General features: G+C 65.2%; 19 protein-coding genes, 1 tRNA gene, 1 pseudogene and 1 riboswitch. Of the genes and pseudogenes, 13 read left to right on the forward strand and 8 right to left on the reverse strand.

Annotation, left to right across the window (positions count from 1 at the left end):
• The first annotated feature begins 30 nt into the window (after positions 1 to 30).
• Both acs and ACNJYB_RS01045 read left to right on the forward strand, forming a co-directional pair.
• Positions 31 to 1977, forward strand: coding sequence for an acetate--CoA ligase (gene acs / locus ACNJYB_RS01040; protein ID WP_439372306.1), 1947 nt, complete (start codon positions 31 to 33; stop codon positions 1975 to 1977).
• 426 nt (positions 1978 to 2403) lie between these two features.
• Entirely contained in the window at positions 2404 to 2919 is a 516-nt protein-coding gene (locus ACNJYB_RS01045; protein ID WP_439372307.1) for a L,D-transpeptidase, read from the forward strand.
• 54 nt (positions 2920 to 2973) lie between these two features.
• Here the strand turns inward: ACNJYB_RS01045 and ACNJYB_RS01050 are convergent, their stop codons facing one another.
• Together ACNJYB_RS01050 and ACNJYB_RS01055 are read right to left on the reverse strand one after the other, a co-directional pair.
• The gene (locus ACNJYB_RS01050; protein WP_439372308.1) at positions 2974 to 3564 is read right to left on the reverse strand and encodes a thermonuclease family protein; all 591 of its coding nucleotides are present in this window, start codon (positions 3562 to 3564) and stop codon (positions 2974 to 2976) included.
• A gap of 89 nt (positions 3565 to 3653) precedes the next feature.
• Entirely contained in the window at positions 3654 to 3854 is a 201-nt protein-coding gene (locus tag ACNJYB_RS01055) for a DUF1674 domain-containing protein (RefSeq protein ID WP_439372309.1), read from the reverse strand.
• Positions 3855 to 4041: 187 nt separating this feature from the next.
• Here ACNJYB_RS01055 and ACNJYB_RS01060 point away from each other — a divergent pair, with 187 nt between their 5' ends.
• The 3 genes from ACNJYB_RS01060 to purH all read left to right on the forward strand — a co-directional run bounded on the left by ACNJYB_RS01060 (position 4042) and on the right by purH (position 9023).
• The gene (locus ACNJYB_RS01060; RefSeq protein WP_439372310.1) at positions 4042 to 5388 is read left to right on the forward strand and encodes an RsmB/NOP family class I SAM-dependent RNA methyltransferase; all 1347 of its coding nucleotides are present in this window, start codon (positions 4042 to 4044) and stop codon (positions 5386 to 5388) included.
• A 158-nt stretch (positions 5389 to 5546) separates the two neighbouring features.
• On the forward strand, positions 5547 to 7265 hold the full coding sequence (locus ACNJYB_RS01065; RefSeq protein ID WP_439372311.1) for a heparinase II/III family protein: 1719 nt from the start codon (positions 5547 to 5549) through the stop codon (positions 7263 to 7265).
• Positions 7266 to 7324: 59 nt separating this feature from the next.
• Positions 7325 to 7406, forward strand: a riboswitch (ZMP/ZTP riboswitch).
• 24 nt (positions 7407 to 7430) lie between these two features.
• The gene (gene purH / locus ACNJYB_RS01070) at positions 7431 to 9023 is read left to right on the forward strand and encodes a bifunctional phosphoribosylaminoimidazolecarboxamide formyltransferase/IMP cyclohydrolase (RefSeq protein WP_439372312.1); all 1593 of its coding nucleotides are present in this window, start codon (positions 7431 to 7433) and stop codon (positions 9021 to 9023) included.
• Between the two features lie 150 nt (positions 9024 to 9173).
• Here the strand turns inward: purH and ACNJYB_RS01075 are convergent, their stop codons facing one another.
• Positions 9174 to 10559 (reverse strand): MFS transporter, encoded by a 1386-nt coding sequence (locus tag ACNJYB_RS01075; protein WP_439372313.1) that lies wholly within the window; start codon positions 10557 to 10559, stop codon positions 9174 to 9176.
• A gap of 102 nt (positions 10560 to 10661) precedes the next feature.
• On the opposite strand from ACNJYB_RS01075, the gene ggt reads away from it, so the two are divergent.
• Together ggt and ACNJYB_RS01085 are read left to right on the forward strand one after the other, a co-directional pair.
• A complete protein-coding gene (gene ggt, locus ACNJYB_RS01080; RefSeq protein WP_439372314.1) occupies positions 10662 to 12410 on the forward strand; it encodes a gamma-glutamyltransferase in 1749 nt (582 codons plus the stop codon).
• A 95-nt stretch (positions 12411 to 12505) separates the two neighbouring features.
• Positions 12506 to 13802: pseudogene (locus tag ACNJYB_RS01085) on the forward strand (MFS transporter).
• A gap of 114 nt (positions 13803 to 13916) precedes the next feature.
• Here ACNJYB_RS01085 and ACNJYB_RS01090 read toward each other — a convergent pair.
• The gene (locus ACNJYB_RS01090) at positions 13917 to 14582 is read right to left on the reverse strand and encodes a glutathione S-transferase family protein (protein WP_439372315.1); all 666 of its coding nucleotides are present in this window, start codon (positions 14580 to 14582) and stop codon (positions 13917 to 13919) included.
• A gap of 148 nt (positions 14583 to 14730) precedes the next feature.
• Here ACNJYB_RS01090 and ACNJYB_RS01095 point away from each other — a divergent pair, with 148 nt between their 5' ends.
• From ACNJYB_RS01095 to panE, 4 genes are all read left to right on the forward strand, one after another.
• Entirely contained in the window at positions 14731 to 15327 is a 597-nt protein-coding gene (locus tag ACNJYB_RS01095; protein WP_439372316.1) for a DUF2239 family protein, read from the forward strand.
• A 90-nt stretch (positions 15328 to 15417) separates the two neighbouring features.
• Entirely contained in the window at positions 15418 to 16767 is a 1350-nt protein-coding gene (locus tag ACNJYB_RS01100; protein WP_439372317.1) for an MATE family efflux transporter, read from the forward strand.
• Positions 16768 to 16857: 90 nt separating this feature from the next.
• On the forward strand, positions 16858 to 17493 hold the full coding sequence (locus ACNJYB_RS01105; RefSeq protein ID WP_439372318.1) for a 2-hydroxychromene-2-carboxylate isomerase: 636 nt from the start codon (positions 16858 to 16860) through the stop codon (positions 17491 to 17493).
• 84 nt (positions 17494 to 17577) lie between these two features.
• Entirely contained in the window at positions 17578 to 18501 is a 924-nt protein-coding gene (gene panE, locus ACNJYB_RS01110) for a 2-dehydropantoate 2-reductase (protein WP_439372319.1), read from the forward strand.
• A gap of 87 nt (positions 18502 to 18588) precedes the next feature.
• Here the strand turns inward: panE and ACNJYB_RS01115 are convergent, their stop codons facing one another.
• From ACNJYB_RS01115 to ACNJYB_RS01130, 4 genes are all read right to left on the reverse strand, one after another.
• Complete coding sequence (locus tag ACNJYB_RS01115) at positions 18589 to 19182, reverse strand: c-type cytochrome (RefSeq protein WP_439372320.1); 594 nt, start codon at positions 19180 to 19182, stop codon at positions 18589 to 18591.
• 213 nt (positions 19183 to 19395) lie between these two features.
• A complete protein-coding gene (locus tag ACNJYB_RS01120) occupies positions 19396 to 20670 on the reverse strand; it encodes a PQQ-dependent sugar dehydrogenase (RefSeq protein WP_439372321.1) in 1275 nt (424 codons plus the stop codon).
• Positions 20671 to 21049: 379 nt separating this feature from the next.
• Positions 21050 to 22036, reverse strand: coding sequence for an NAD-dependent epimerase/dehydratase family protein (locus tag ACNJYB_RS01125; RefSeq protein WP_439372322.1), 987 nt, complete (start codon positions 22034 to 22036; stop codon positions 21050 to 21052).
• A 76-nt stretch (positions 22037 to 22112) separates the two neighbouring features.
• Positions 22113 to 22187 (reverse strand) — tRNA-Gly (locus ACNJYB_RS01130).
• Positions 22188 to 22461: 274 nt separating this feature from the next.
• Here ACNJYB_RS01130 and trxA point away from each other — a divergent pair.
• Together trxA and ACNJYB_RS01140 are read left to right on the forward strand one after the other, a co-directional pair.
• Positions 22462 to 23385: a thioredoxin gene (gene trxA / locus ACNJYB_RS01135; protein ID WP_439372323.1), complete on the forward strand. Its 924-nt coding sequence runs from the start codon at positions 22462 to 22464 to the stop codon at positions 23383 to 23385.
• Between the two features lie 30 nt (positions 23386 to 23415).
• Positions 23416 to 24093 carry an LON peptidase substrate-binding domain-containing protein gene (locus ACNJYB_RS01140; protein WP_439372324.1) on the forward strand — a complete coding sequence of 226 codons (678 nt, stop codon included), beginning with the start codon at positions 23416 to 23418 and terminating at the stop codon, positions 24091 to 24093.
• Positions 24094 to 24168: the final 75 nt, after the last annotated feature.

Consider the following 24168-nt stretch of genomic DNA (forward strand, 5'->3'; position numbering starts at 1 on the left):
TGCCTGAGCTTGCCGCATGTGGAGGGAAATATGTCCGAGAAGATCTACGACGTGCCGGCGGAATGGGCAAAACGCGCTTGGGTCGACCAGGCCAAGTACAAGGACATGTACGCGCGCTCGATCTCGGACCCGAACGGCTTCTGGGCCGAACAGGCCAAGCGCCTCGATTGGATGAAGGCGCCGACCAAAATCGAGAACGTTTCCTTCGCGCCCGGCAATATCTCGATCAAATGGTTCGAGGACGGCATCCTCAACGTCGCCCACAACTGCATCGACCGGCATCTCCACAGGCGCGCCAACCAGACCGCGATCATCTGGGAAGGCGACGATCCCTCCCAATCCCGCCACATCACGTATAAGGAACTGCACGACGAGGTCTGCCGGATGGCCAACATCCTGCGCACCCGTAACGTCAAGAAAGGCGACCGCGTCACCATCTACCTGCCGATGATCCCCGAGGCCGCCTATGCGATGCTGGCCTGCGCGCGAATCGGCGCGATCCATTCCGTGGTGTTCGCAGGCTTCTCGCCCGACAGCCTCGCCCAGCGCATCAACGACTGCAAATCCAAGGTGATCATCACCGCCGACGAAGGCCTGCGCGGCGGCAAGAAGGTGCCGCTGAAGGCCAATGTCGACGCGGCGCTCGCCAAGGCGGACGGCGTCGATTGGGTCGTCGTGGTCAAGCGCACCGGCGGTCAGGTCGATATGAATCCGTCGCGCGATCTCTGGTATCACGACGCCGCCAAGATGGTGACGGCGGAATGCCCGGTCGAGCACATGCACGCCGAAGACCCGCTGTTCATCCTCTACACCTCGGGCTCGACCGGCCAGCCCAAGGGCGTGCTGCACACCACCGGCGGCTATCTCGTGTTCGCCTCGATGACGCATCAATACGTCTTCGACTATCACGACGGCGACATCTACTGGTGCACCGCCGACGTCGGATGGGTCACCGGCCACAGCTACATTCTCTACGGTCCGCTGGCCAACGGCGCGACCACGCTGATGTTCGAGGGCGTGCCGAATTACCCGGATAATTCGCGGTTCTGGAACGTCATCGACAAGCACAAGGTCAACATCTTCTACACCGCGCCGACTGCGATCCGCGCCCTCATGCAGAGCGGTGACGAGCCGGTGAAGAAGACCTCGCGCGCTTCGCTACGCCTGCTCGGCTCGGTCGGCGAGCCCATCAATCCCGAAGCCTGGGAATGGTATCACCGAGTCGTCGGCGAGGACCGCTGTCCGATCGTCGACACCTGGTGGCAGACCGAGACCGGCGGCATTTTGATCACGCCGCTGCCGGGCGCGACGAAACTCAAGCCGGGTTCGGCGACGCAGCCGTTCTTCGGCGTGGTGCCTGAAATCGTCGATGCCGACGGCAAGGTGCTGGAAGGTGAGACCACCGGCAATCTCTGTCTCACGCGGTCATGGCCGGGCCAGATGCGCACGGTCTATGGCGATCACGCGCGCTTCGAGCAGACCTACTTCTCGACCTACAAGGGCAAGTATTTTACGGGCGACGGCTGCCGACGCGATGCCGACGGCTATTACTGGATCACCGGCCGCGTCGACGACGTCATCAACGTCTCCGGCCATCGCATGGGCACCGCGGAAGTCGAGAGTGCCCTCGTCGCTCACGAGAAGGTCTCGGAAGCTGCCGTGGTTGGTTTCCCGCATGACATCAAGGGCCAGGGCATCTACGCCTATGTCACGCTGATGGCCGGCGTGCAGCCGACCGACGATCTGCGGAAAGAACTCGTGACCTGGGTGCGCAAGGAGATCGGCCCGATCGCCTCGCCCGACCAGATCCAGTTCGCCCCTAGCCTGCCCAAGACCCGCTCCGGCAAGATCATGCGTCGCATCCTGCGCAAGATCGCCGAGGACGAGCCGGGCAGCCTGGGCGACACCTCAACCCTCGCCGATCCCGCCGTGGTCGACGATCTCGTCAAGAACCGGCAGAACAAGAAGTCGGCATAAGGCCGATCTCGTGCCCCGGACGCAGCGCAGCGCTCCTTCAGCGGTGCGCTGCCGAGCTGGGGCCCAACGGCAGATCCTGCGGCCTCCTGGGTCCCCGCGCTGCGTCGCGTCACTTCGTGCTGCGCCTTGTCCGGGACACGACCCGCGGTTCGCGTTGATCTGCCTGAAACAACAGCCATTCATATCCTCACGCTCTTGTCAGGGCGCGCGGCGGCGTGGCCGCATCTTTCCCTCCAGTGTTGTTTTCAGGTCATTTACTTTATTTCCAACATTTCCTTTGTTCACCGATTGGCTGGCCCTGGGCGGCCACGCTTGGAAACCATCCGGTTAACGGGCGCGGTCAATACTGTGTGGGCGAGCCGGGCCGTTGCCGGGTATTTTGCGTAGATTGGACGACCCGTTCGGGACAACGGAAGGGAGGCATTGATGTCGATGAGGATTGCTGTGGCGGTCGCCGCCACCATCGGGGCAGGGGTCGTGATGTCGACGGCAGCCGAGGCACGGCCGGAGCTGGTGGGAGCGCATCCAGGCGACTATTCGCCGGGCACCATCGTGGTGAAGACCAACGAGCGCAAGCTCTACCTCATCCTCGATAGCGGTCACGCCGTGCGCTACCCGGTCGGCGTCGGCAGGTCCGGCAAGCAGTGGGCCGGCACCACCCGCATCGACGGCAAGTATCGCAACCCGGCCTGGTCGCCGCCCGCCGAGGTCAAGCGCGACAAGCCGCAGCTACCCGACGTCATTCCCGGCGGCTCGCCGCGCAACCCGATGGGCGTTGCCGCCATGACTCTGGCCGGCGGCGAATATGCCATCCACGGCACCAACGTGCCGGGCTCGGTCGGCGGCTTCGTCTCCTATGGCTGCATCCGCATGCTCAACGACGACATCACCGATCTCTACAGCCGCGTCTCCGTCGGCACGACGGTTGTCGTGACGCGCTGATCGCCAGGATCGCAGAGAATCGAAAAAGCCGGGTCGAACGACGCGGCTTTTTTGTTACCAGAAGCGTCTGCTCCGCGCGCACCAGCCGTCGCGGTGGCCGCCATCGTAGCTCCGCGCGTAGCCGCCGGCGAGCAGCGCCGCGGACACGTTGGCGGTGCGCCTGGTGGCGACGTCGGCGAGAACGCGGCCGTATTTGTCGGCTCCGAGATTGCTGATGGTCACGTCACCCTGGCCGAGCAAATCGCGCAGCGCGGCGGTCGCGGCCTTGGCCTTGTCCAGTTCATCCTGACAGGATGCCTTCATCTCCGGCGCGTCAATGCCGCGAAGGCGAACCCGCACGACGAGATCGCGGCCGTTGCGCTGGAGCACGCGTGCGAGAAAAGTATCGCCGTCGATGGTGCGGATGACATCGACCGGCTGGCGTGCATTGGCGTTGCCGGACTGCTGCAGGACGATCTCGACGTCCTGCGACCGGCCGTCATTCGCATGCGGAATGGGCCAGTTGGTTCCGTGCCGGAACGTCAGCACGATCGCGACGGCGACGCCGACCACGAACATCCACGGGAGCAAACCGGAGAAGCGGCGGCCAAAGGGCGAGCCGCTGTAGGACCGCCGATGTGGAGGGCTGGGCTCGAAGCGCGGCATGCGCAGACGCTACGGCTGAGTCGGCCGAACCGGCAAGGTGCCTCAAGAGGAGAGTACGTAGGAAGACGAGGGTATGCCGGATCTGCAGCTCAAAAATCGGAGGCAATGCCTTTGCGCTCCCAATCCCCGTAACGGGTGGGCTCAGGCCCCTTCGGTCCCTGCAATTCCTTGGGCCCCGCTTCGGCATGAGCCGCAGCAGCCGCCTGCCGGCGCGCGTCGGCCTCGGCCAACGCACGCTGGGCAGCTGGCGGGAGCTGCTTGCGATCAGGAACGGAGGGTTGGTCACTCATGTCGGCGCTCCCTAGCGCAAGATCACGGGGCATGCGAGGTCCAAAATCGCATTGCTGAAATGGTCATGGCGGGCTGCAAACGCGAGACGCCATTCTTACATTTGGCATATTCGCGTGCCACAGATCGAATTCTCTAGGCATGCGCCATAGCGGCGGAACTGCCGCTCGCTCAGAACCTTGCTTCCGCATGCCATCTCAACGTTTCGCCCCACCATCCGAAGTGCCTGGTCTCGCGGCACGGCGGATTGCCGCCGACATCATCGACGGCGTGCTGCACAAGCACCGCACGCTCGACGACCAGCTCGACGGCGGCGGCGCCCATCCCGGACTGAAGACGCTGGCCGACCGCGACCGCGCACTGATGCGCCGCCTGGTTGCGACCGTGCTGCGCCGGCTCGGCACGCTTGGCCATGTGCTGTCCCGCCTGCTCGACAAGGGCATTCCCTCCGACGCACCGCGCGCGCAGAGCGCGCTCCTGATCGGCGCCGCCCAGATCCTCTGGATGGACGTGCCCGATCACGCTGCCGTCGATCTCTCCGTCCGCCTCGTGCAATCCGACCGACGCGCAGCCCGTTATGCGGGTCTCGTCAATGCCGTGCTGCGCCGCTGCGCGCGCGAGGGCAAGGCGCTGATCGACGAGGTCGCGGCGCAATCGCTGGATCTGCCGCCCTGGCTGCTTTCGCGCTGGAGCGCGCATTATGGCGAGAACGCCGCGAGGGACATGGCGCTGGCGCTCGGCCATGAGCCGTCGCTCGATCTGACCGTGAAGTCGGACGCCGGACAATGGGCGAGCCGCCTGCATGGCGAGACGCTGCCGACCGGGACGGTGCGGATGCTGCTGCACGGCTCAGTGACCATGCTGCCCGGCTTCGCCGAGGGACAATGGTGGGTGCAGGACGCCGCCGCCGCATTGCCTGCCCGGCTGTTCGGCGACATCAAGGGCAAGTCCATCGCCGATCTCTGCGCCGCGCCCGGCGGCAAGACCGCGCAACTGGCGCTATCAGGCGCGCAGGTCACGGCGATCGACCGCTCGCCTGTCCGTGTGGCGCGGCTGCGGGAGAATCTGGCGCGGCTGTCGCTCCAGGCCGAGACCGTCGTCGCCGACGCGGTGGAGTGGGCCGGCCCTGCCGAAGGTTTCGACGGCATCCTGATCGACGCGCCTTGCACCTCGACCGGCACCATCCGCCGTCATCCCGACGTCGCCTGGCTCCGGCAGGAATCGGACATCGCCGCCCTGACCGCGCTCCAGCAGCGGCTGCTGAAGAAATCCGTCTCGCTGCTCAAGCCCGGCGGCACGCTGGTCTACTGCACCTGTTCGCTGGAACCCGAGGAAGGCGAGCAGGCCGTGGCCGCGCTGCTGGCCACGGAGCCCTCGCTTCGCCGCGTCCCGATCGATGCTTCCGAGCTCGCCGGTCTTAGCGAGATCATCACTGCCGATGGCGACCTGCGCACCCTGCCGAGCCATCTGCCGAACGCCGATCCCAGGCTCGGCGGGCTCGATGGATTCTTTGCAAGCCGGCTCGTTAAATCCTGATTTTGCACTGGTTTTTGCAATCCCGACGCTGATTCGCGCCGTTCAGGGTGGTGTCAGGCGGCCGATTTTGGGATTAATAGGGATTCGTCGGAATCCTCTCTCCCCCTTCAAGGCAAGGCGTGTCGGTCGCTCAACGCAGACGTATCTCGACGCTGGTCATGAACCGCTTCGCGCGGAACATGCTCGCGCGCGCGAGTGGCGGCTCGGTCGCGCTGTCGCGGGTCTGGCCCGGCCGCACCGACCGGCTGATCATCGCGCCGCATGATTTACGCACCGCGGATGCGACCCGCGCCGCCGAGATCTATGCCGGCCGCTTCGTCTTCGCCGGCAAGATCGTCAATTGCCACGGTCGCTCGATCTTCGATCTCGAGCCGCCGTCGGAGGATTGGGAGGTCGCACTGCTCGGCTTCGGCTGGCTGCGCCATTTGCGCGCTGCCGACACCGCGCTGACGCGGGCCAATGCGCGCGCGCTGGTCGAGGACTGGATCGCCAACCCCGCCAACAAGCGCCGCCCCGTCGCGCGTCGCGCCGACGTGCTGGCGCGGCGCGTGATCTCGCTGCTGTCACAGGCGCCGCTGGTGCTCAACGACACCGACAACAAATTCTACCGTCGCTATTTGCGCGCGCTCGCACGCGAGATCCGCTTCCTGCGCTACACCATGGTCGACATCCCCGACGGGGTGCCGAAGCTGCAGGTGCTGATCGCGCTGTGCTATTCGGCGTTGTGCCTCGCCAACCAGGCGCGTCACATCCGCAGCGCCTCGAAGAAACTCTCGGACGAATTGCAGCGGCAGATCCTGCCCGATGGCGGCCACATCTCGCGCAATCCGGGCGCGCTGATCGAGCTCCTGATCGACCTCCTGCCGCTGCGCCAGACCTTTGCCGCGCGCAACATCGCGCCGCCGCCGGCGCTGCTCAATGCCATCGACCGCATGATGCCGATGCTGCGCTTCTTCCGCCACGGAGACGGCAATTTCGCGCTGTTCAACGGCATGAGCGCCACGCCTTCCGACCTGCTCGCGACGCTGCTCGCCTATGACGACACCCACGGAGCGCCGATGGCGAACATGCCGCATACCGGCTTCCAGCGCCTCGATGCCGGCCAGACCACGTTGATCATCGACACCGGCCCGCCGCCGCCGGCCGGCGTCAGCCACGACGCCCATGCCGGCTGCCTGTCCTTCGAATTGTCCTCCGGCAGCAGCCGCATCGTCACCAATTGCGGCATGCCGACCACGGGCCGCGACAATTGGCGGCCGTTCGCCCGTGGCACCGCCGCGCATTCGACGCTGGCCTATCGCGACACGTCGTCATGCCAGTTCGTCGAGATGTCGGCGATGAAGCGGCTCCTGCACGGCTCGCTTGTCACCAGCGGCCCGGTCCAGGTCGAGAGCTATCGCGAGGTCGTGCAGGACGGCACGCTGCTCACCACCTCGCATGACGGCTATCTCTCCAGATTCGGCGCGATCCATCGCCGCGTGCTGATGATCGCCAATGACGGCGCGCGCATCGATGGAGAGGACACGCTGTCGCCGCCGCAGGGCGGTCGCTTCAAGGGCGCCGATGCCGATTTCGCGCTGCGCTTTCATCTACATCCGGCTGTGAAGGCGAGCCGGCTGTCGGATGCCCGCGGCGTCATGCTGGTGCTGCCGAACCGCGACGTCTGGACCTTCGAGGCGCTCGACGACAAGGTGGACCTCGAGGACAGCGTGTTCCTGGCCGGCAATGACGGCCCGCGCCGCACTGCCCAGATCGTGATCCGCCAGGACGCACGGCAGTCCCCTTCGATCCGCTGGAGCTTTATCCGCTCCACCGCCTCGCCGGCCGTCACCAATGCCCGCCGCAACGCCAGGCGCGAGCCGGAACTTCCGCTGTAAACAGGCGTAATCCGGCCCTATCTACCCGTTGAGACGAGCGCCAAAAGCTGCTATCGAGCCCTCGCTCGCGCGACTGGCGACCTTGGATGGAGCACCATCGGGAAGCGCGGGACATATCAGCCGCGCGCCTGGGCATAGACACTCCCTTAGCAGAGGATCTTGCTCGTGACTGACCATCCCCGCCGCGTTACCCGTGCCCTGCTTTCCGTTTCCGACAAGACCGGCCTGATCGAATTCGCCAAGGCGCTTGCCGCACATGATGTCGAGTTGGTTTCCACCGGCGGCACCGCCAAGGCCATCGCTGCTGCCGGTCTCAAGGTGAAGGACGTCTCCGACCTCACCGGTTTCCCCGAAATGATGGATGGCCGCGTCAAGACGCTGCATCCGAAAGTGCACGGCGGCCTGCTCGCGATCCGCGACAACAAGGAACATGCCGAGGCGATGAAGGCGCACGCCATCGCGCCGATCGATCTGCTCGTCGTCAATCTGTATCCGTTCGAAGCGACGGTCGACAAAGGCGCGGGCTTCGAGGATTGCATCGAGAACATCGACATCGGCGGCCCCGCGATGATCCGCGCCGCCGCCAAGAATCACGACGACGTTGCGGTCGTGGTCGAGGCCGACGACTACAAGGCCGTGCTCGACGAACTCGCCACCAACGACGGCGCCACCACGCTGAAGCTGCGCCGGCGTCTCGCCGCGAAGGCCTATGCGCGCACCGCGGCCTACGACGCCGCGATCTCGAACTGGTTCAACCGGCAGCTCGAGATCGACGCGCCCGACTTCCGCGCCTTCGGCGGTCGGCTGATCCAGTCGCTGCGCTATGGCGAGAACCCGCACCAGACCGCGGCCTTCTACGCGACGCCGGACAAGCGCCCGGGCGTCTCGACCGCGCGGCAGCTCCAGGGCAAGGAGCTCTCCTACAACAACATCAACGACACCGATGCGGCCTATGAATGCATCGGCGAATTCGACGCCAAGCGCACTGCCGCCTGCGTCATCGTCAAGCATGCCAATCCCTGCGGCGTCGCCGAAGGTGCGAACCTCGTCGAGGCCTATCGCAGGGCGCTGGCCTGCGATTCCACCTCGGCGTTCGGCGGCATCATCGCGATGAACCGCGCGCTCGACGCCGACACCGCGCGCGAGATCACCAAAATCTTCACCGAGGTGATCATCGCGCCCGACGCGACCGAGGAAGCGATCGCCATCATCGGCGGGAAGAAGGACCTGCGCCTGCTGCTCGCCGGCAGTCTGCCCGACCCGCGCGCGCCCGGCCTCACGGCCAAGACGGTCGCCGGCGGCCTCCTCGTGCAGAGCCGCGACAACGCCGTGGTCGACGACATGACGTTCAAGGTCGTCACCAAACGCGCGCCGACCGATGCCGAGATGCGCGATCTCAAGTTCGCGTTCCGGGTCGCAAAACACGTCAAGTCCAACACCATCATCTATGCCAAGGATCTCGCCACCGTCGGCATCGGCGCGGGACAGATGAGCCGGGTGGATTCAGCCCGGATCGCAGCGCGCAAGGCGCAAGATGCGGCCGCCGAGCTGAAGATCGCCGAGCCGCTTACAAAAGGTTCTGTCGTCGCGTCGGATGCATTCTTCCCGTTCGCCGACGGCATGCTGGCCTGCATCGAGGCCGGCGCCACCGCCGTGGTGCAGCCCGGCGGCTCCATGCGCGACGACGAGGTGATCAAGGCCGCCGACGAGCACGGCATCGCCATGGTGTTCACGGGCACGCGGCACTTCAGGCACTGAACCGATGGTCGGAGCGGGCCGCAAGAGCCACGACGATCCTATCCCGGTCATTGCGAGCGCAGCGAAGCAATCTAGAATCTTTCCGCAGAGGAAGTCTGGATTGCTTCGTCGCTTCGCTCCTCGCAATGATGGGGTGTGATCGTAGTGGGGCTAATCCCGCACCCGCACTAATAGCCCCAGCCCCGCAACGAAGAACACCACCAGCACCGCCATACCCGCCTTCTGGCTCGCGGTCGCGGCGGTGATCATGCCGATCAGCAACGGGCCGATGAAGGACGTAACCTTCCCGGTCAGCGCGAACAGGCCGAAATACTGCGCGATGCGATCCTTTGGCGCGAGGCGGATCAGCAGCGTGCGCGAGGCGGCCTGAAGCGGGCCGCCGGCGGCACCGATCAGACAACCCAGCACCAGATAGGCGCGCTCGGCCGCGCTCGAGAACAGCGGCGCGCCTGCTTCCGGCGGCGTCACCTTGACGAACAACACGCTGTCCTTGTCGACCAGAAGGATCGCCGCCACCGACAGCAGCAGCACCAGCAGGCTGCCGGCGATGACGCGCTTCGGCCCGAGATGATCGTCCAGCTTGCCGCCAAGCCACGCGCCGAACGTGCCGGCAATCGCGAGCATGATGCCGAAGCTGCCGATCTGGATCGTGTGCCAGCCAAAGGTCCCGGCCGCGTAAATGCCGCCGAACGCGAACAGCGACACCAGGCCGTCGGTGTAGATCATGTTGGCGAGCAGGAACGCCGCGAGCGATTTCTGCTGTGGCAGTCCCTTGATCGATTGCTTGAGCTCCAGCAGGCCCTCGCGCAGCGCCTCACGCACCGGCAGCTTCGCCGGATAATCCGGCGTGAACAGGAATAACGGCGTCACGAAGATGATGAACCACAGCCCGGTCAGCGGTCCGACGATGCGATCGCCCTGATGACTGACGGGATCGAGCCCGAACAGTGGCGTAAATCCGAGCAGCGTTCGGCCAGTCTCGGGATTGGCAGCGAGGAAGCCGAGCACGATGATCAGGCTGACGATACCGCCGATGTAGCCCGTGGCCCAGCCGGTGCCGGAGAGCCTGCCGATCCGCTCCGGCGGCACCAGGGTCGGCATCATCGCATTGTTGAAGACGGTGGCAAATTCCGCACCGACGCTGGCGAGCGCCACCGCCGTGAGCAGCGGCGGAATGACCGAGGGATCACCGGGCTTGCCGATCCACAGCGTGCAGGACGCCAGCACCAGCAGCGCGCCGAACCCTGCGATCCATGGCTTCCTGCGGCCGGACGCATCCGCGATGGCCCCGAGCACCGGCGACAGCAGTGCGATGGCGAGCCCCGCAGCCGCCATTGCGAAGCCCCACAGTGATTGGCCCGTGGCAGGATCCGGCGCAACACTGGTGGCGAAATAGGGCGCAAACACGAAGGTCGTGATCAACGTGAAATAGGGCTGCGCGGCCCAGTCGAAGAAGATCCAGCTGACGACAGCCGCACGCGGCGGATAGGTCCGCTGCACGCCGGCCATGCGCACATCGGGGGCGATCGTCGTCATTCCGAAGTCCTCATCACGAACAGTTTTGTCCCTCTTGGCGCAAACGGTATAGCTTAAGGAGAGGCTTGTGAACCGGCCCGAGACCACGGCGGAAATTCGATAATGTCGTCATATTGGACCCGGCGGACATTTGTCGCCTTCCTGGCCACTCTGGCGTTCGGACTTGCGCCTGCAACCGCGCAGGATGCCCGGCGGGCCTATGTTCCGCCGCCGCTCGATACGGTGCACGCCGTTGCCGCCGAGCGCGGCATGGTGGTGGCGCAGGAGAAGATCTCCGCGCAGGTCGGCGCCGACATCCTGCGGCGTGGCGGCAATGCGGTCGATGCCGCGGTCGCGACCGGGTTTGCGATGGCGGTGACCTATCCGCGCGCCGGCAATATCGGCGGCGGTGGCTTCATGGTGATCCATTCCGCCGAGCGCAACGAGGACATCGCGATCGACTATCGCGAGACCGCGCCGGCAGCGACAACGCCGGAAATCTTCCTGGGTCCCGACGGCAAGCCCGATGCCGCGAAGTCGCGCGATTCCGCGCTCGGCGTCGGCGTGCCCGGCACCGTCGCAGGCCTGGCGCTGGCCTTGGAGAAATACGGCTCGGACCAGTTCACGCTGGCCCAACTGCTCGAGCCCGCGATCGGGCTCGCCCGCGGCGGATTCGTCGTCAGCGACGACATCGCCGACAGCCTGCCGGGCTGGCATCGGCGTCTCGCGCGCTGGCCTTCGTCGGCGAAGATCTTTTCACGACCGGACGGCAGCTCGCTCGGCGAAGGTAATCGACTGGTGCAGGGCGATCTTGCCGATACGCTGTCGGCCGTCGCCGCACAGGGGCCGCGCGGCTTCTACGAGGGCCCGGTTGCCGACAAGCTCGCCAAGGCGCTGTCCGACGCTGGCGGCATCATGACGACGGCCGACCTGAAGGCCTATCAGCCCGTGATCCGCACGCCGGCGCGCGGAAGCTATCGCGGCTACGACATCGTCTCGATGCCGCTGCCGTCCTCCGGCGGCGTGGTGCTGGTGGAGACGCTCAACATCCTCGAAGGCTTTCAGCTCGGCGACCTGAAGCAGGGATCGCCGGCCTCGCTGCATCTCCTGATCGAGGCCATGAAGCGCGCCTATGCGGATCGCGCGCGCTATCTCGGCGATCCCGCTTTCGTCAACGCGCCGATCGAGACTCTCACATCGAAGGACTATGCAGCCAGGCTGCGTGCAGGCATCTCCGCCGATCGCGCCACGCCGTCGAAGCAACTGGCCTCAGCCGTCGACGCGCTGCGCGAGGGCAGCAACACCACGCATTTTTCGGTCGTCGACAGCCGCGGCAATACGGTCAGCAACACCTACACGCTGAATTTCAGCTACGGGGTCGGCCTCGTCGCCGAAGGCACCGGCGTGCTGCTCAACAACGAGCTCGACGATTTCACCGCAGCGGTTGGTGCCTCCAAGGCCTATGGCCTCGTCGGCTACGAGCCCAATCTACCCGGCCCCGGCAAGCGGCCGCTCTCCTCGATGTCGCCGACCATTGTCCTGAAGGACGGCAAGCCGGTGCTGGTGACGGGTTCGCCCGGCGGCAGCCGCATCATCTCCACCGTGCTCCAGGTGATCGTCAACGTCCTCGATTACAAAATGGACGTCGCCGCTGCCGTCGCCGCGCCGCGGCTGCATCATCAATGGCTGCCGGACGAAGTGCGCGTCGAGCGCGGCTTCTCCGACGAGGTCCTGTCCGCGCTCAAGGCCATGGACCACGTCATCGTCGAGCCGATGGGGCAGACGTCGGCCAATTCGATTCTCGTGACGCCGAACGGGCTCCTCGGCGCGCCCGATCCGCGCACGCGCGGCGCGGAAGCCGTAGGACAGTAAACGCGGCGCTGCATGGCAAGGGAGCGCGCGCCCGCTTGCTCAAGCCGAGGCGCGTGCTACCACCGCGGCGACAAGAAACTGCCGGGGAAACGCACATGACGACAGCCGATCCGAACCAGCGTATCGAACGCGCCGAGATCGAGGACACCAGCCTTCTCGCGTTCTACCGAGACATGAACCCGCCGGAGCGGCGGACGTTCTGGGCCTGCGCCGCGGGCTGGGCGCTCGACGGCATGGACTTCATGATCTATCCGCTGGTGATCGGCACCATCATCGCGCTGTGGAAGGTCGATGCGGCCTCCGCAGGCCTCGCCGGCACTGTGACGCTGCTGGCGTCCGCCATCGGCGGCTGGCTCGGCGGCTATCTCTCCGATCATGTCGGCCGGGTCAGGACGCTGCAGATCACCATCATCTGGTTCTCGTTCTTCTCGCTGGTCTGCGCCGTCGTGCAGAATTTCGACCAGCTCCTGATCGCACGCGCCGTGCTCGGCCTCGGCTTCGGCGGCGAATGGGCCGCGGGCGCCGTGCTGATGGGCGAGGCGATCCGGCCGCAATATCGCGGGCGCGCGGTCGGCTCGGTGCAGTCCGGCTGGGCGGTCGGCTGGGGCCTCGCCGTACTGTCGCAGGCGATCCTGTTCTCGATCCTGCCGGCGGAGACGGCCTGGCGCTGGATGTTCGTGATCGGCGCGCTGCCGGCACTGCTGGTGTTCTACATCCGCCGCTCCGTGACCGAGCCGGAGATCGCGGCCGAGGCACGCGCCAGGCACGCGGAAACCGGCAGTCATCCGAAGCTCTGGGAGATCTTCACCTTCCCGATCATGAAAGACCACGGTGCTTGCGTCGCTGATGGCGACGGGCTGCCAGGGCGGCTATTACGCCGTCACCTTCTGGGTGCCGCAGTTTTTGACGAAGGAGCGGCATCTGTCGATCGTCGGCTCGACCGGCTATCTGTCGACGCTGATCATTGGCTCCTTCATCGGCTATCTCACCGGCGCCTGGCTCGCCGATCGGATCGGTCGGCGCAATCTGTTCCTGATCTTCTCGATCGGCGCGATGGCGGTGGTGCTGCTCTACACGCAGCTGCCGCTGACCAACGAGATCCTGTGGGTGCTCGGCTTCCCGCTCGGGTTCTTCGCTTCCGGCTATTTCTCAGGGATCGGCGCGTTCCTGACGGAGCTCTATCCGACGCGGCTGCGCGGCTCCGGTCAGGGCTTTTGCTACAATTTCGGCCGCGGCATCGGCGCGCTGTTTCCGTTCCTCGTCGGCGCGCTGTCGGCGACGACGTCGCTCGCGAATGCGATCGCGATCTTCGCGGTGGTAGCCTATGCAGTGTTCTTCATCGCCGCGTTTGCGCTGCCGGAGACGCGCGGACGCGTTTTGCACGCGGATTAGTTTTTGGCGGTCATCCCGGGGCACGCGAGCGCGAACTCTGGTGCGTAATTGCGCACCTGAGGTCTCGAGATTTCCGGGTTCGTGCTTCGCGTGCCCCGGAATGACAAGAGTGGCTTAACGCCCCACCTGATACGGCCCACCCTTCTCCAGCGCGCGCGCATAGGCCGGGCGGGCATGAATGCGCTCCAGGAAGGCCATCGCCCTGGGATGGCCCTGCTCCAGGCCGCCACGCGCTTGCGCCGCTTCCAGCGGGAAGCTCATCTGGATGTCGGCGGCGGTGAACTCGTTGCCGGCGAACCATTCGCTCTTCGCGAGCTCGCCTTCCCAGTAATCCATGTGTTGCTTGAGCTGCGGATTGACCAGCGCGGTCAGCGCCTGGTTGCAGACTTTGCGCACCAGCGGGCGAAGCAGCGCCGGCGCGCGCTTCGGCATCAGCGTGAACAGCAGCTTCAGCAGCAGCGGCTGCATCGCCGAGCCTTCCGCATAGTGCAGCCAATAGGTGAAGCGCAGCCGCTCCGGCGTGTTCGGCGGCGGAATCAGCCGGCCGTTGCCGTAGGTGGCAAGGAGATATTCGATGATCGCGCCTGACTCGGCGATGGTGTTGCCGCTGTCGGTGATGACCGGCGACTTGCCGAGCGGGTGGATGGCGCGCAGCTCCTTCGGCGCGCGCATGTCCGGCTGGCGCTGGTAGCGCACGATCTCATAGGGCACGCCCAGCTCTTCGAGCAGCCACAGCACGCGTTGGGAGCGCGAATTGTTGAGGTGGTGAACGGTCAGCATCGTGGGGTCCCCGGGCTAGGCGTGGTCGGTTGGCGGGGCGTTCGTGCCAGCCCAAGAACACAATGTCGAGCCGTCGGGTGCGATATTTTCACCCGGGTATATTGACGTCGATAATTTACCCGGGTATTAAATTGCTAACGTCGTCAAAATGGCAATGCTTCCAATGCAGAAGATTTTCACCGCCTTCCAGGGCCAGCGGCGCCTGGTGTCCGGGCCGGCAGGCGAGGTCGCGCTGGTCGTCAAGCGGGTGGCGCCGCGGCCGGACGAGCCCATCATCATCTTCGAGGACGCCACGGGCCGATCGATTGACTTCGATCTGCGCGGCGGGGACCGCGAGGTGCTGGCGCGCCTCGCGAAGCTTGTCCCGCCCCCGGTTGAGGTGACCGCAGAGCCAGCCGAGCCGCGCGGACGCGGTCGGCCGAAGCTCGGCGTGGTCGCGCGCGAGGTGACCCTGCTGCCGCGGCACTGGGAGTGGCTCGGCGCGCAGCCGGGCGGCGCCTCGGTCGCATTGCGGAGGCTCGTCGACGAGGCGAGGCGCGCCAGCGGCGACAAGGACCGCGCGCGGCAGGCGCGCGATGCGGCCTATCACTTCATGTCGACCATGGCGGGCAATTTGCCGCAATTCGAGGAAGCCTCGCGCGCGCTGTTCGCCGATGACCGGCGACGCTTCACCGGCCTGATAGCCGAGTGGCCGACTGATATCCGCGACCACATCGTCAAACTCGCCTACAGCGACCGCGCTTAGGCGCGGCGCTCCTCTCTCCACCCCATCGACGGCCCAAGCCGCGCATTTGCGCGGCAACGGCTTCGCACGCCCTGATGAAAGGCCCAGCCAATGTCTGCTCCAAAGCCACACTGGACCACGTTCCTCCGCTTCCTCGCGCCATTGATGCTGAGCAATGCGTTGCAATCGCTGTTCGGCACCGTCAGCAATGTCTATCTCGGCCAGATGATCGGCGTCGACGCACTGGCGGCGGTGTCGGCGTTCTTCCCGGTGATGTTCTTCCTGTTCGCTTTCGTCATGGGCCTCAGCACCGGCGCCACCGTGCTGATCGGCCAGGCCTTTGGCGCGGGCGAGCACGGCAAGATTACAAGCGTCGCCGGCACGACGCTCGCGGTCGGCCTGCTGCTGTCGATGTCGGTTGCGCTGGTCGGCGGGATCTTCAGCCGGCAATTGATGACGATGCTCGCGACGCCCGCTGACATTCTCGACCAAGCCAGCGCGTATGCCCGCATCATGCTGTTCACCATGCCGCTCGGCTTCGTCTTCCTGCTGATGACGGCAATGATCCGCGGCGTCGGCGACGCGCTGACGCCGCTGTTGGCGCTGGCCTTGTCGACCACGATCGCCCTGATCCTGACGCCGATGCTGATCCGCGGCACGTTCGGATTGCCGGCCGTCGGCATCACCGGCCCGGCATGGGCGGCGGCAATCGCGAACGCACTGACGCTGCTCGTGCTGGCCGTTTACTTGCTGCGGGAGAAGCATGCGCTCGCACCGGACGCTGCATTGCTGCGTCATCTCCGGCTCAACAGAGCCATGCTCGGAAAAATCCTCGGCATCGGGCTGCCGAGCGCGATCGGCATGATGGTGATGGCGATCGCCGAATTGGTGCTGCTCGGACTCGTCAACGGTTTTGGCTCGAACGCCACGGCCGCCTATGGCGCCGTCAACCAGGTGATGGGTTACACGCAGTTCACGGCGATGTCGATTTCGATCGCGGTCTCGATCCTCGGCGCCCAGGCCGTCGGCGGCGGCGACAGGACACGGCTCGACGGCATCGTGCGCACCGGACTTGCGTTCAACATCGCCCTGACCGGCGGGCTGGTCGCGCTGATCCATCTCGCACCACGCGCCGTGCTCGGCATCTTCATCACCGACGGCGCCGTGCTCGATCTGGCGAAGGAATTGCTCGACATCGCCTTGTGGAGCTCGGTGCCGTTCGGTCTGGCCACGGTGTTTTCGGGCGCGATGCGTGCTGCCGGTGTCGCCTTCACGGCCATGCTGCTCTCGATCTTCGCGGTCGTCGCGATCGAGTTGCCGGCTGCGATCATCCTCAGCCGCACCGTCGGCCTCGAGGGCGCGTGGGCCGCATATCCCATCGTGTTCTGCGCCATGTTCCTCTTGCAGATGGGCTATTACCTTCTGGTGTGGCGCAAGCGGGCAATCCGGCGCCTGATCTGAGCATCAAAGTATTATGGCCGTCATTAAACGATGGACCTGTGGCGCAGCCTGCGCCACAATGCCAAAAAAGCGCCTCCAGGGAGAACGAACTTGCCCCGCACAGCCCCGCAATTCCTGTTCGATTTCGGCAGCCCGAACGCCTATCTCAGCCATCTGGCGATCCCGGCAATCGAGCAGCGGATCGGCGTCAAATTCGAATATGTGCCGATCCTGCTCGGCGGCATCTTCAAGTCGACCAACAACAAATCGCCGGCCGAGACACTCGCCGGCATCAAGAACAAGCGCGAATTCCATCAGGTCGAGACCGAGCGCTTCATCAAGCGCTTCAAGGTGCAGCCTTACGTCATGAACCCCTTCTTCCCCGTCAACACGCTGAACCTGATGCGAACCGCGATCGCGGCGCAGCTCGAGGGCGTGTTCGAGAAATATGTCGAGGCCGCGTTTCACCACATGTGGCGCGAACCGAAGAAGATGGACGATCCCGAGATCGCGGCAAAGGCGCTGACGTCTTCCGGCCTCGATGCGCAAAAGTTGTTCGCCCGCGCGCAGGAACCGGAGGTGAAGGGCAAGCTGATCAAGAACACCGAGGAGGCGGTCGCCCGCGGCGCGTTCGGCTCGCCGACCTTCTTCGTCGGCAACGAGATGTTCTTCGGCAAGGAGCAGTTGCGCGAGGTCGAGGAGATGGTGCTGAGAAGTAGACCCTCCTTCGCCGACGACGGGATGTGATCGCGCCAGCATTCTGGATTGCTTCGCTTAGCCCGCAATGACGACTATAGATGGACCGCCAATAGCAACAAAAAGGAATATCCCATGCGTATCCTCGTGGTCGGCGCGGGCGCCATCGGCGGCTATTTTGGTGGCAGGCTGTTACAGGCCGGCCGCGACGTTACCTTCCTGGTCCGGCCGCGCCGCGCCGGCGAGCTTGCGAGCGACGGCCTCGTCATCAGGAGCCCGAACGGCGACGTGACCTTGAAGAATCCGCCGACCGTGCAGGCCGACGCTCTCAAGGACAAGTTCGACGTCGTGCTGCTCAGCTGCAAGGCGTTCGACCTCGACGACGCCATCAAATCGTTCGCCCCCGCGGTCGGGCCGAACACATCGATCATCCCCATGCTCAACGGCATGAAGCATCTCGACATCCTCGATGCCAGATTCGGCAAGGAGCGGGTGCTCGGCGGGCTGTGCGCCATCGCCGCGACGCTGAACGAGAAGCGCGAGGTGGTGCAGCTCCAACCGATGCAGTCGCTCAATTACGGCGAGCGCGACGGCAAGCTGTCGGATCGCGTCAAGGCGATCGACGAGGCCTTCAAGAGCGGCATCAATGGCGCGTCTGCCAGCCAGAACATCATGCAGGACATGTGGGAGAAGTGGGTGTTCCTCTCCTCGCTCGCGGCAAGCACCAGCCTGATGCGCACCTCCGTCGGCAACATCCTCGCCGCGCCCGGCGGCCGGGACTTCCTGCTCGGCATGCTCGACGAGACCAGCGCCGTGGCCACGGCGTCCGGCTACCCGCCGGGTGGCCCGTTCTTCGAGCGGGTGAAAGGCAACCTCACCGCCGAGGGCTCGCCGATGACGGCGTCGATGTTCCGCGACATCAAGGCGGGCCTGCCGGTCGAGGCCGATCACGTCATCGGCGACCTCATCGCGCGCGCCGATGCCGCCAAGGTGCCGGTGCCGAAGCTTCGCATCGCGTACACGCATCTGAAGGCGTATGAGAGGCAGCGGGCGGGGTAGGTAGTAGCCACACATTCGGTGTCATCCCGAGGCGCGCGCAGCGCGAGCCCGGGACGACCAGCAGAGTTTGACGCAACGACCTCGTTGCTATTTGAAATTCGCCAGATAATGCGAGACTGCCGTGATTTCCTCGTCGCTCATGTGATAGGCGACATCGGCCATCGCCGCGACGCCGCCGCCGACGCGCGCGCCCGCCTTGTAGTCGTGCAGCGCCTTGACGAGATATTCCTCGCGCTGGCCAGCGAGCCGCGCCACCGCCTTGGTGCCGGCAAACCCGTCGGTGTGGCATGAGGCGCAGCGGCGGCCGACGGCGACCTCGGCGCCCTTCTTCGACAGCTCCGGATCGTCGTCTGACGCTGCCTTCGGTGGCGTCATTTGCGAGAAATAGGCGCCGAAATTGCGGATGTCCTCGTTGGTGATCTCCTCCGCGATCGGCTGCATCTGGTCGTTCTTGCGCGAGCCGGCGCGGAAGAACACCAGCTGCCACTGGATGAACTGATCGGGCTGGCCGGCCAGCGATGGAATGTTCTCCGTCTGCGAAACGCCGTTCTCACCGTGACAGCCGGCGCAGACGGATGCCTTGTCCTTTATTGCGGAATTGTCGGCAGCCTGGACTGGGATGAATGCGAGCGCTGCGACCGCAACCACGCTGATCACGTGCGAGATGAACTGCCGGCGCATGATGAGGCTTCCGATCCATCGATTGGTCGTCGTTCCGTGGCGTGCGGAGCACGAGCTATGATGCGCAATTGCGCATCTGCCAATCCTAAACACGACTCGGGGTTATGGGTTCCGGACTGCGCTGGCGCGCAATCCGGAACGAGAGCATGAGACTTCAAAATGGAAGAGGCTGCGGCCGCCTCGTGGCCACCGCAGCCTCCGGTTCGCCTAGCGCTACTTCTTGCTGTAGCTGATCCGATAGATCGCGCCGGCCCAGTCGTCGGCGACGAGGATCGAGCCGTCCTTGGCGAGGACGATGTCATTGGGCCGGCCGAGATAACCCTGGTCGCCCTCGAGCCAGCCGGATGCGAACACTTCCTGCTTGGCGTTCTTGCCGTCGGGCCCGACGATCACGCGCATGATGCGTGCGCCCTGGTACTTGTGCCTGTTCCAGGAGCCGTGCTCGGCAATCAGGATGTTGTTCTTGTATTCGGCGGGGAATTGATCGCCGGTGTAGAACTTCATGCCGAGCGGAGCGACATGCGCGCCGAGGTTCAGCACCGGCGGCGTGAACTCGGAGCATTTGTGGCCCATCGCGAACTTCGGATCGGGCAGGTCGCCCTGGTGGCAATAGGGATAGCCGAAGTGCTCGCCGATCTTGCTGATCATGTTCAGCTTGTCGGAGGGCAGATCGTCGCTGACCCAGTCGCGTGCATTCTCGGTGAACCAGAACTTGCCGGTGCGCGGATCGACGTCGCCGCCGACCGAGTTGCGGACGCCGAGCGCCCAGATCTCGGCGTTGCCGGTCTTGGGATCGACGCGGCGGATCTGCGACACGCTGGTCGGGGGAATGCCGACATTGAAGGGCGGACCGAACGGCAGGAAGAACCAGCCCTCCTTGTCGACCGCGATGTACTTCCAGCCATGCGCGGCATAGGACGGCATGTCGTCATAGACGACCTTGCCGTCGCCGAGATTGTCGAGATTGGCCTCGGCGTTGTCGTAGCGGATCAGCTTGTCGACCGCGATGACATAGAGTGCGCCGTCCTTGAAGGCGAGACCGGTGGGCATGTTCAGCCCCTTGAGGATGGTCTTGACCTCCTTCTTTCCGTTGTTGTCCTTGATGGCATAGACGTTGCCGAGGCCGAACGAACCGACGAACAGCGTGCCTTTGTCACCCCAGGCCATCTGCCGCGCGGCGAGAACGCCGGGCGCATAGACCTCGATCTTGAAGCCCGGCGGCAGCTTGATCTTCTTCATCATCGCCGCCAGCTCGGCCTCCGACGCGCCGGTCGGCGGACCCGAAGGCGGCGCGAGGCCTTTCTGTGCCTCGGTCTCGTCGCCGAGGAACCAGTCATCCGGCGGATGGGTCCAGAATTCCTTGGTCCCGGATTCGTATTTCTTCAGGGCCCGGTTTTTGTCCTGCTGCTGCGCATTGACGACGCTGGTCCCGGCAAGAAGGGCAACCGCTGCAAGCGCCAACACGGATCGATGGAACATCGATGTCATCGCGTCACTCCCCTAAGGCAGCCGTCAGGGCTGCACGTTCTTGTTTTGCTGTTTGAGTAGGCGAAGTTCGGAGTCTGTCAGGACGACAGACCCAAAAAGGTTAGCACATCTGCGAGCGGTGAGAAGCGCATCGCATGTGCTGCGGTTGCGCTCAATAAAAGTTGAGACGGATTCGCTGCCGGCGCCCGCGCGGCAACAGCGACGATCTCGCTGCAACGCGGAATCTAGATGGCGCGTGGTTCAGTTTGCACGCAGCGGGAAGGCCCCCAGCAAAAGTACGAAAACAACCCCATGCACCGTAGAATGCCTCAGGCCGATTTTGCTCGCGGCGACACCGCGCAGGCGTTTGACAGGTCGAGCAAAACTGCAAAAGCGGTGATCAGAAGGCGACGGGGTAAGGTCCATCGTCGAAAACCGCATCATGATAGCCCTTCGACCCGACCTGGCGCGCCAACGTGCTGCGAAAATCCTGGCCCCCACGAAGGCTCTGCAGCACATGCGCGAAGTCGAATTCGGGCCGCCAGCCCAGTTCGCGCCGGGCGCGCGCGTTGACATAGACGCGGTCGATCTGCGGAAACAGGCGCCAGCCGCGCGCGGCGTAGAGCGGCGCACAATCCGGATAGAGCGCGCGCACGACGCCCGCCGCGTCATCCGCCAGCGCCGCGAGATGATGCGGCTCGAACAGGCTCGTGGCCGAGACGATGTAGCGCGCGAAACCAATCTTTGGCGCGCGCTCGACGGCGAGCAGATGGGCGCTCACCGCGTCCGCGATGTCCAGCCGGCGATAGAGCAGCTCGTTGGCCTGCGCGTTGTCCAGCGGGTAAGCCGACCGCAGCGCCGGATCGTCGTCGTCCTCCGGAAAGAAGCGCGACGTTCGCAACACGACGACCGGCAGGCCGCGCTCGCGAAAGAACAGCTCGCACAGCGTCTCCGCCATCAGCTTGGTCGTCCCGTAGATGTTTTTGGGCACCGGCGGCAGCTCCTCGGTGACCCACACCGCCGCCTGTCCCGCTTCGGGGCGCAGCTGCGCGCCGAACGCGCTGGTGGTGCTGGTGAAGACGAAGCTCTTCACGCCGGCGGCCGCGGCCGCCTCGAGCAGATTGAGTGTGCCGGTGACGTTGGTGTCGACGAAGTCCCGCTTGGAGTGAGTCGCCACATGCGGCTTGTGCAGCGTCGCGGTGTGGATCACGGCCGCGACGCCGTCCATCTGCTCGCGCACGAAGCCGGGATCGACGATCGAGCCGACGGCATCGGTGACGGGGGAGGGCTTCAGATCGAGCCCGCGGGCAGGTGAGCCACGCGCCTGGAGCGTCCGCAAAAGGGCCTCGCCGAGGTGCCCTGCGCTGCCGGTGACCAGAATTGTCATTCCAAACCCAATACAGCCGCCAGCAGCGTGGAAGACCACGGTCCGATCCGGCCTAGCTGGGTGCTCTGGGAAAAACTGGAGCGGGCGAAGGGGCTCGAACCCTCGACCCCGACCTTGGCAAGGTCGTGCTCTACCACTGAGCTACACCCGCATCCTGTGTCGGTCGCGTGACGCGCCGGCAACGGCTGTCGTATGCCAAAAGCGGGAGGGGAATGCAACAGCTACCGGCAGCATAGATTCGCAATTAAGGGCCCTAAATGGTCCCCGAATGCGGCCAAATGGCCCGGAAACGCGCCGGACCCGCAGAATCGGCCCGGACGGATTGAAATTCGGCCCATTCGGCCCAATTTAGGAGCCGACAACAAGCATCGGCGTTGGCGACGTGCTAAAGAGCCGCCATTCCAGACATCAGACGAGGGGATCCCGTGACGATCATCGACCAGGGTAACGGAGCCGCGAACCCGGCTGCGGCCGATCTGATCAAGGACACCACCACCCAGAGCTTCGTAAAGGACGTCATCGAGGAATCGAAGCGCCAGCCGGTGCTGATCGACTTCTGGGCGGAGTGGTGCGGCCCCTGCAAGCAGCTCACCCCGGTGCTGGAAAAGGCAGTCAAGGCGGCCAAGGGCAAGGTCAAGCTGGTCAAGATGAACATCGACCAGCACCCGGCCATCCCGGGCCAGATGGGGATCCAATCGATCCCGGCCGTGATCGCCTTCGTCAACGGCCAGCCGGCCGACGGTTTCATGGGCGCGGTGCCCGAGAGCCAGCTCAACGCCTTCATCGAAAAGCTGACCAAGGGCGTCACCGCTCCGGGCGAGGTCAATGTCGCCGAGATCGTGCAGGAAGCCGATGCCGTGCTTGCCGAGGGCGACGCCGCGGCCGCGGCGCAGATCTATGCCGAGGCGCTGCAGCATGATTCGACCAACATCGCGGCGCTCGCGGGCCTTGCGAAATGCTACGCCGTCTCCGGCGCGATGGAGCAGGCCAAGCAGACGCTGGCCCTGGTGCCGGAAGCCAAGCGCAACGATCCCGCTGTGAAAGCGGTGCAGACGACCATCGATCTCGCCGAGCAGGCCGAGCAGCTCGGGCCCGTGGCCGAGCTGGAACAGAAAGTCGCCGCAAACCCGCTCGATCATCAGGCCAGGTTCGACCTCGCGACCGCGCTCAACGCGCAAGGCAATCGCGCCGCCGCAACCGAGCAGCTGCTCGAGATCGTCAAGCGCGACCGCAAGTGGAACGACGACGGCGCCCGCAAGCAGCTCGTGCAGTTCTTCGAGGCCTGGGGCGGCGCGGATGATGCGACGGTCGAAGGGCGCAAGCGCCTGTCGACGATCCTGTTTTCGTAGGGAAAGCGTACCAGCGTCAGCGGGGACCAGATGCCGATCAACATCGAATATCGCGGGCCCGCCGACCTTCCCGAAATCATTCCGGTGTTTCCGCTGCCGGGCGCGCTGCTGTTGCCGCGCGGCCAGATGCCGCTCAACATCTTCGAGCCGCGCTATCTCGCGATGGTCGACGATTCCTTCCGCGACGGTCATCGCCTGATCGGCATGATCCAGCCCGACGTGGCGCATTCGCCGAAGAATTCCGACAAGCCGGCGCTGTTCCGCGTCGGCTGCGTCGGCCGCATCACCCAGCTCGCCGAATCCGGCGACGGCCGCTACATCCTCGAGCTCACCGGCGTCGCGCGCTTCAAGGTGATCGAGGAGCTCGAGGTGCTCACCGCCTACCGGCAGTGCAAGGTGGATTTCTTCGCCTTCGTCGACGACTTCACCGCACGCATGGGCGAGGACCAGGTGGATCGCGAAGCGCTGCTCTCGGTGCTCGCCGACTTCCTGAAGGCCAACAATCTCAAGGTCGACTGGGAGGGCGTCGAGAGCGCGCCCAACGAGGCGCTGGTCAACGCGCTGGCGATGATGTCGCCCTACGGTCCCGCCGAAAAGCAGGCCATGCTCGAGGCGCCCGACCTGAAGACCCGCGCCGAGATCCTGATCGCGGTCACCGAGATGGACCTCGCCAAGAAGCGCACCAGCGGCGATCCGCCGCTGCAGTGAGGCTCCAAACATGATGAAATTAGGTCGGCGGGCTGTCGGTGATTCACCTCTCGCCGACGGGGAGAGGTGAACCGA

It is taken from the genome of Bradyrhizobium sp. SMVTL-02 (assembly GCF_051853005.1).
Classification (GTDB): domain Bacteria; phylum Pseudomonadota; class Alphaproteobacteria; order Rhizobiales; family Xanthobacteraceae; genus Bradyrhizobium.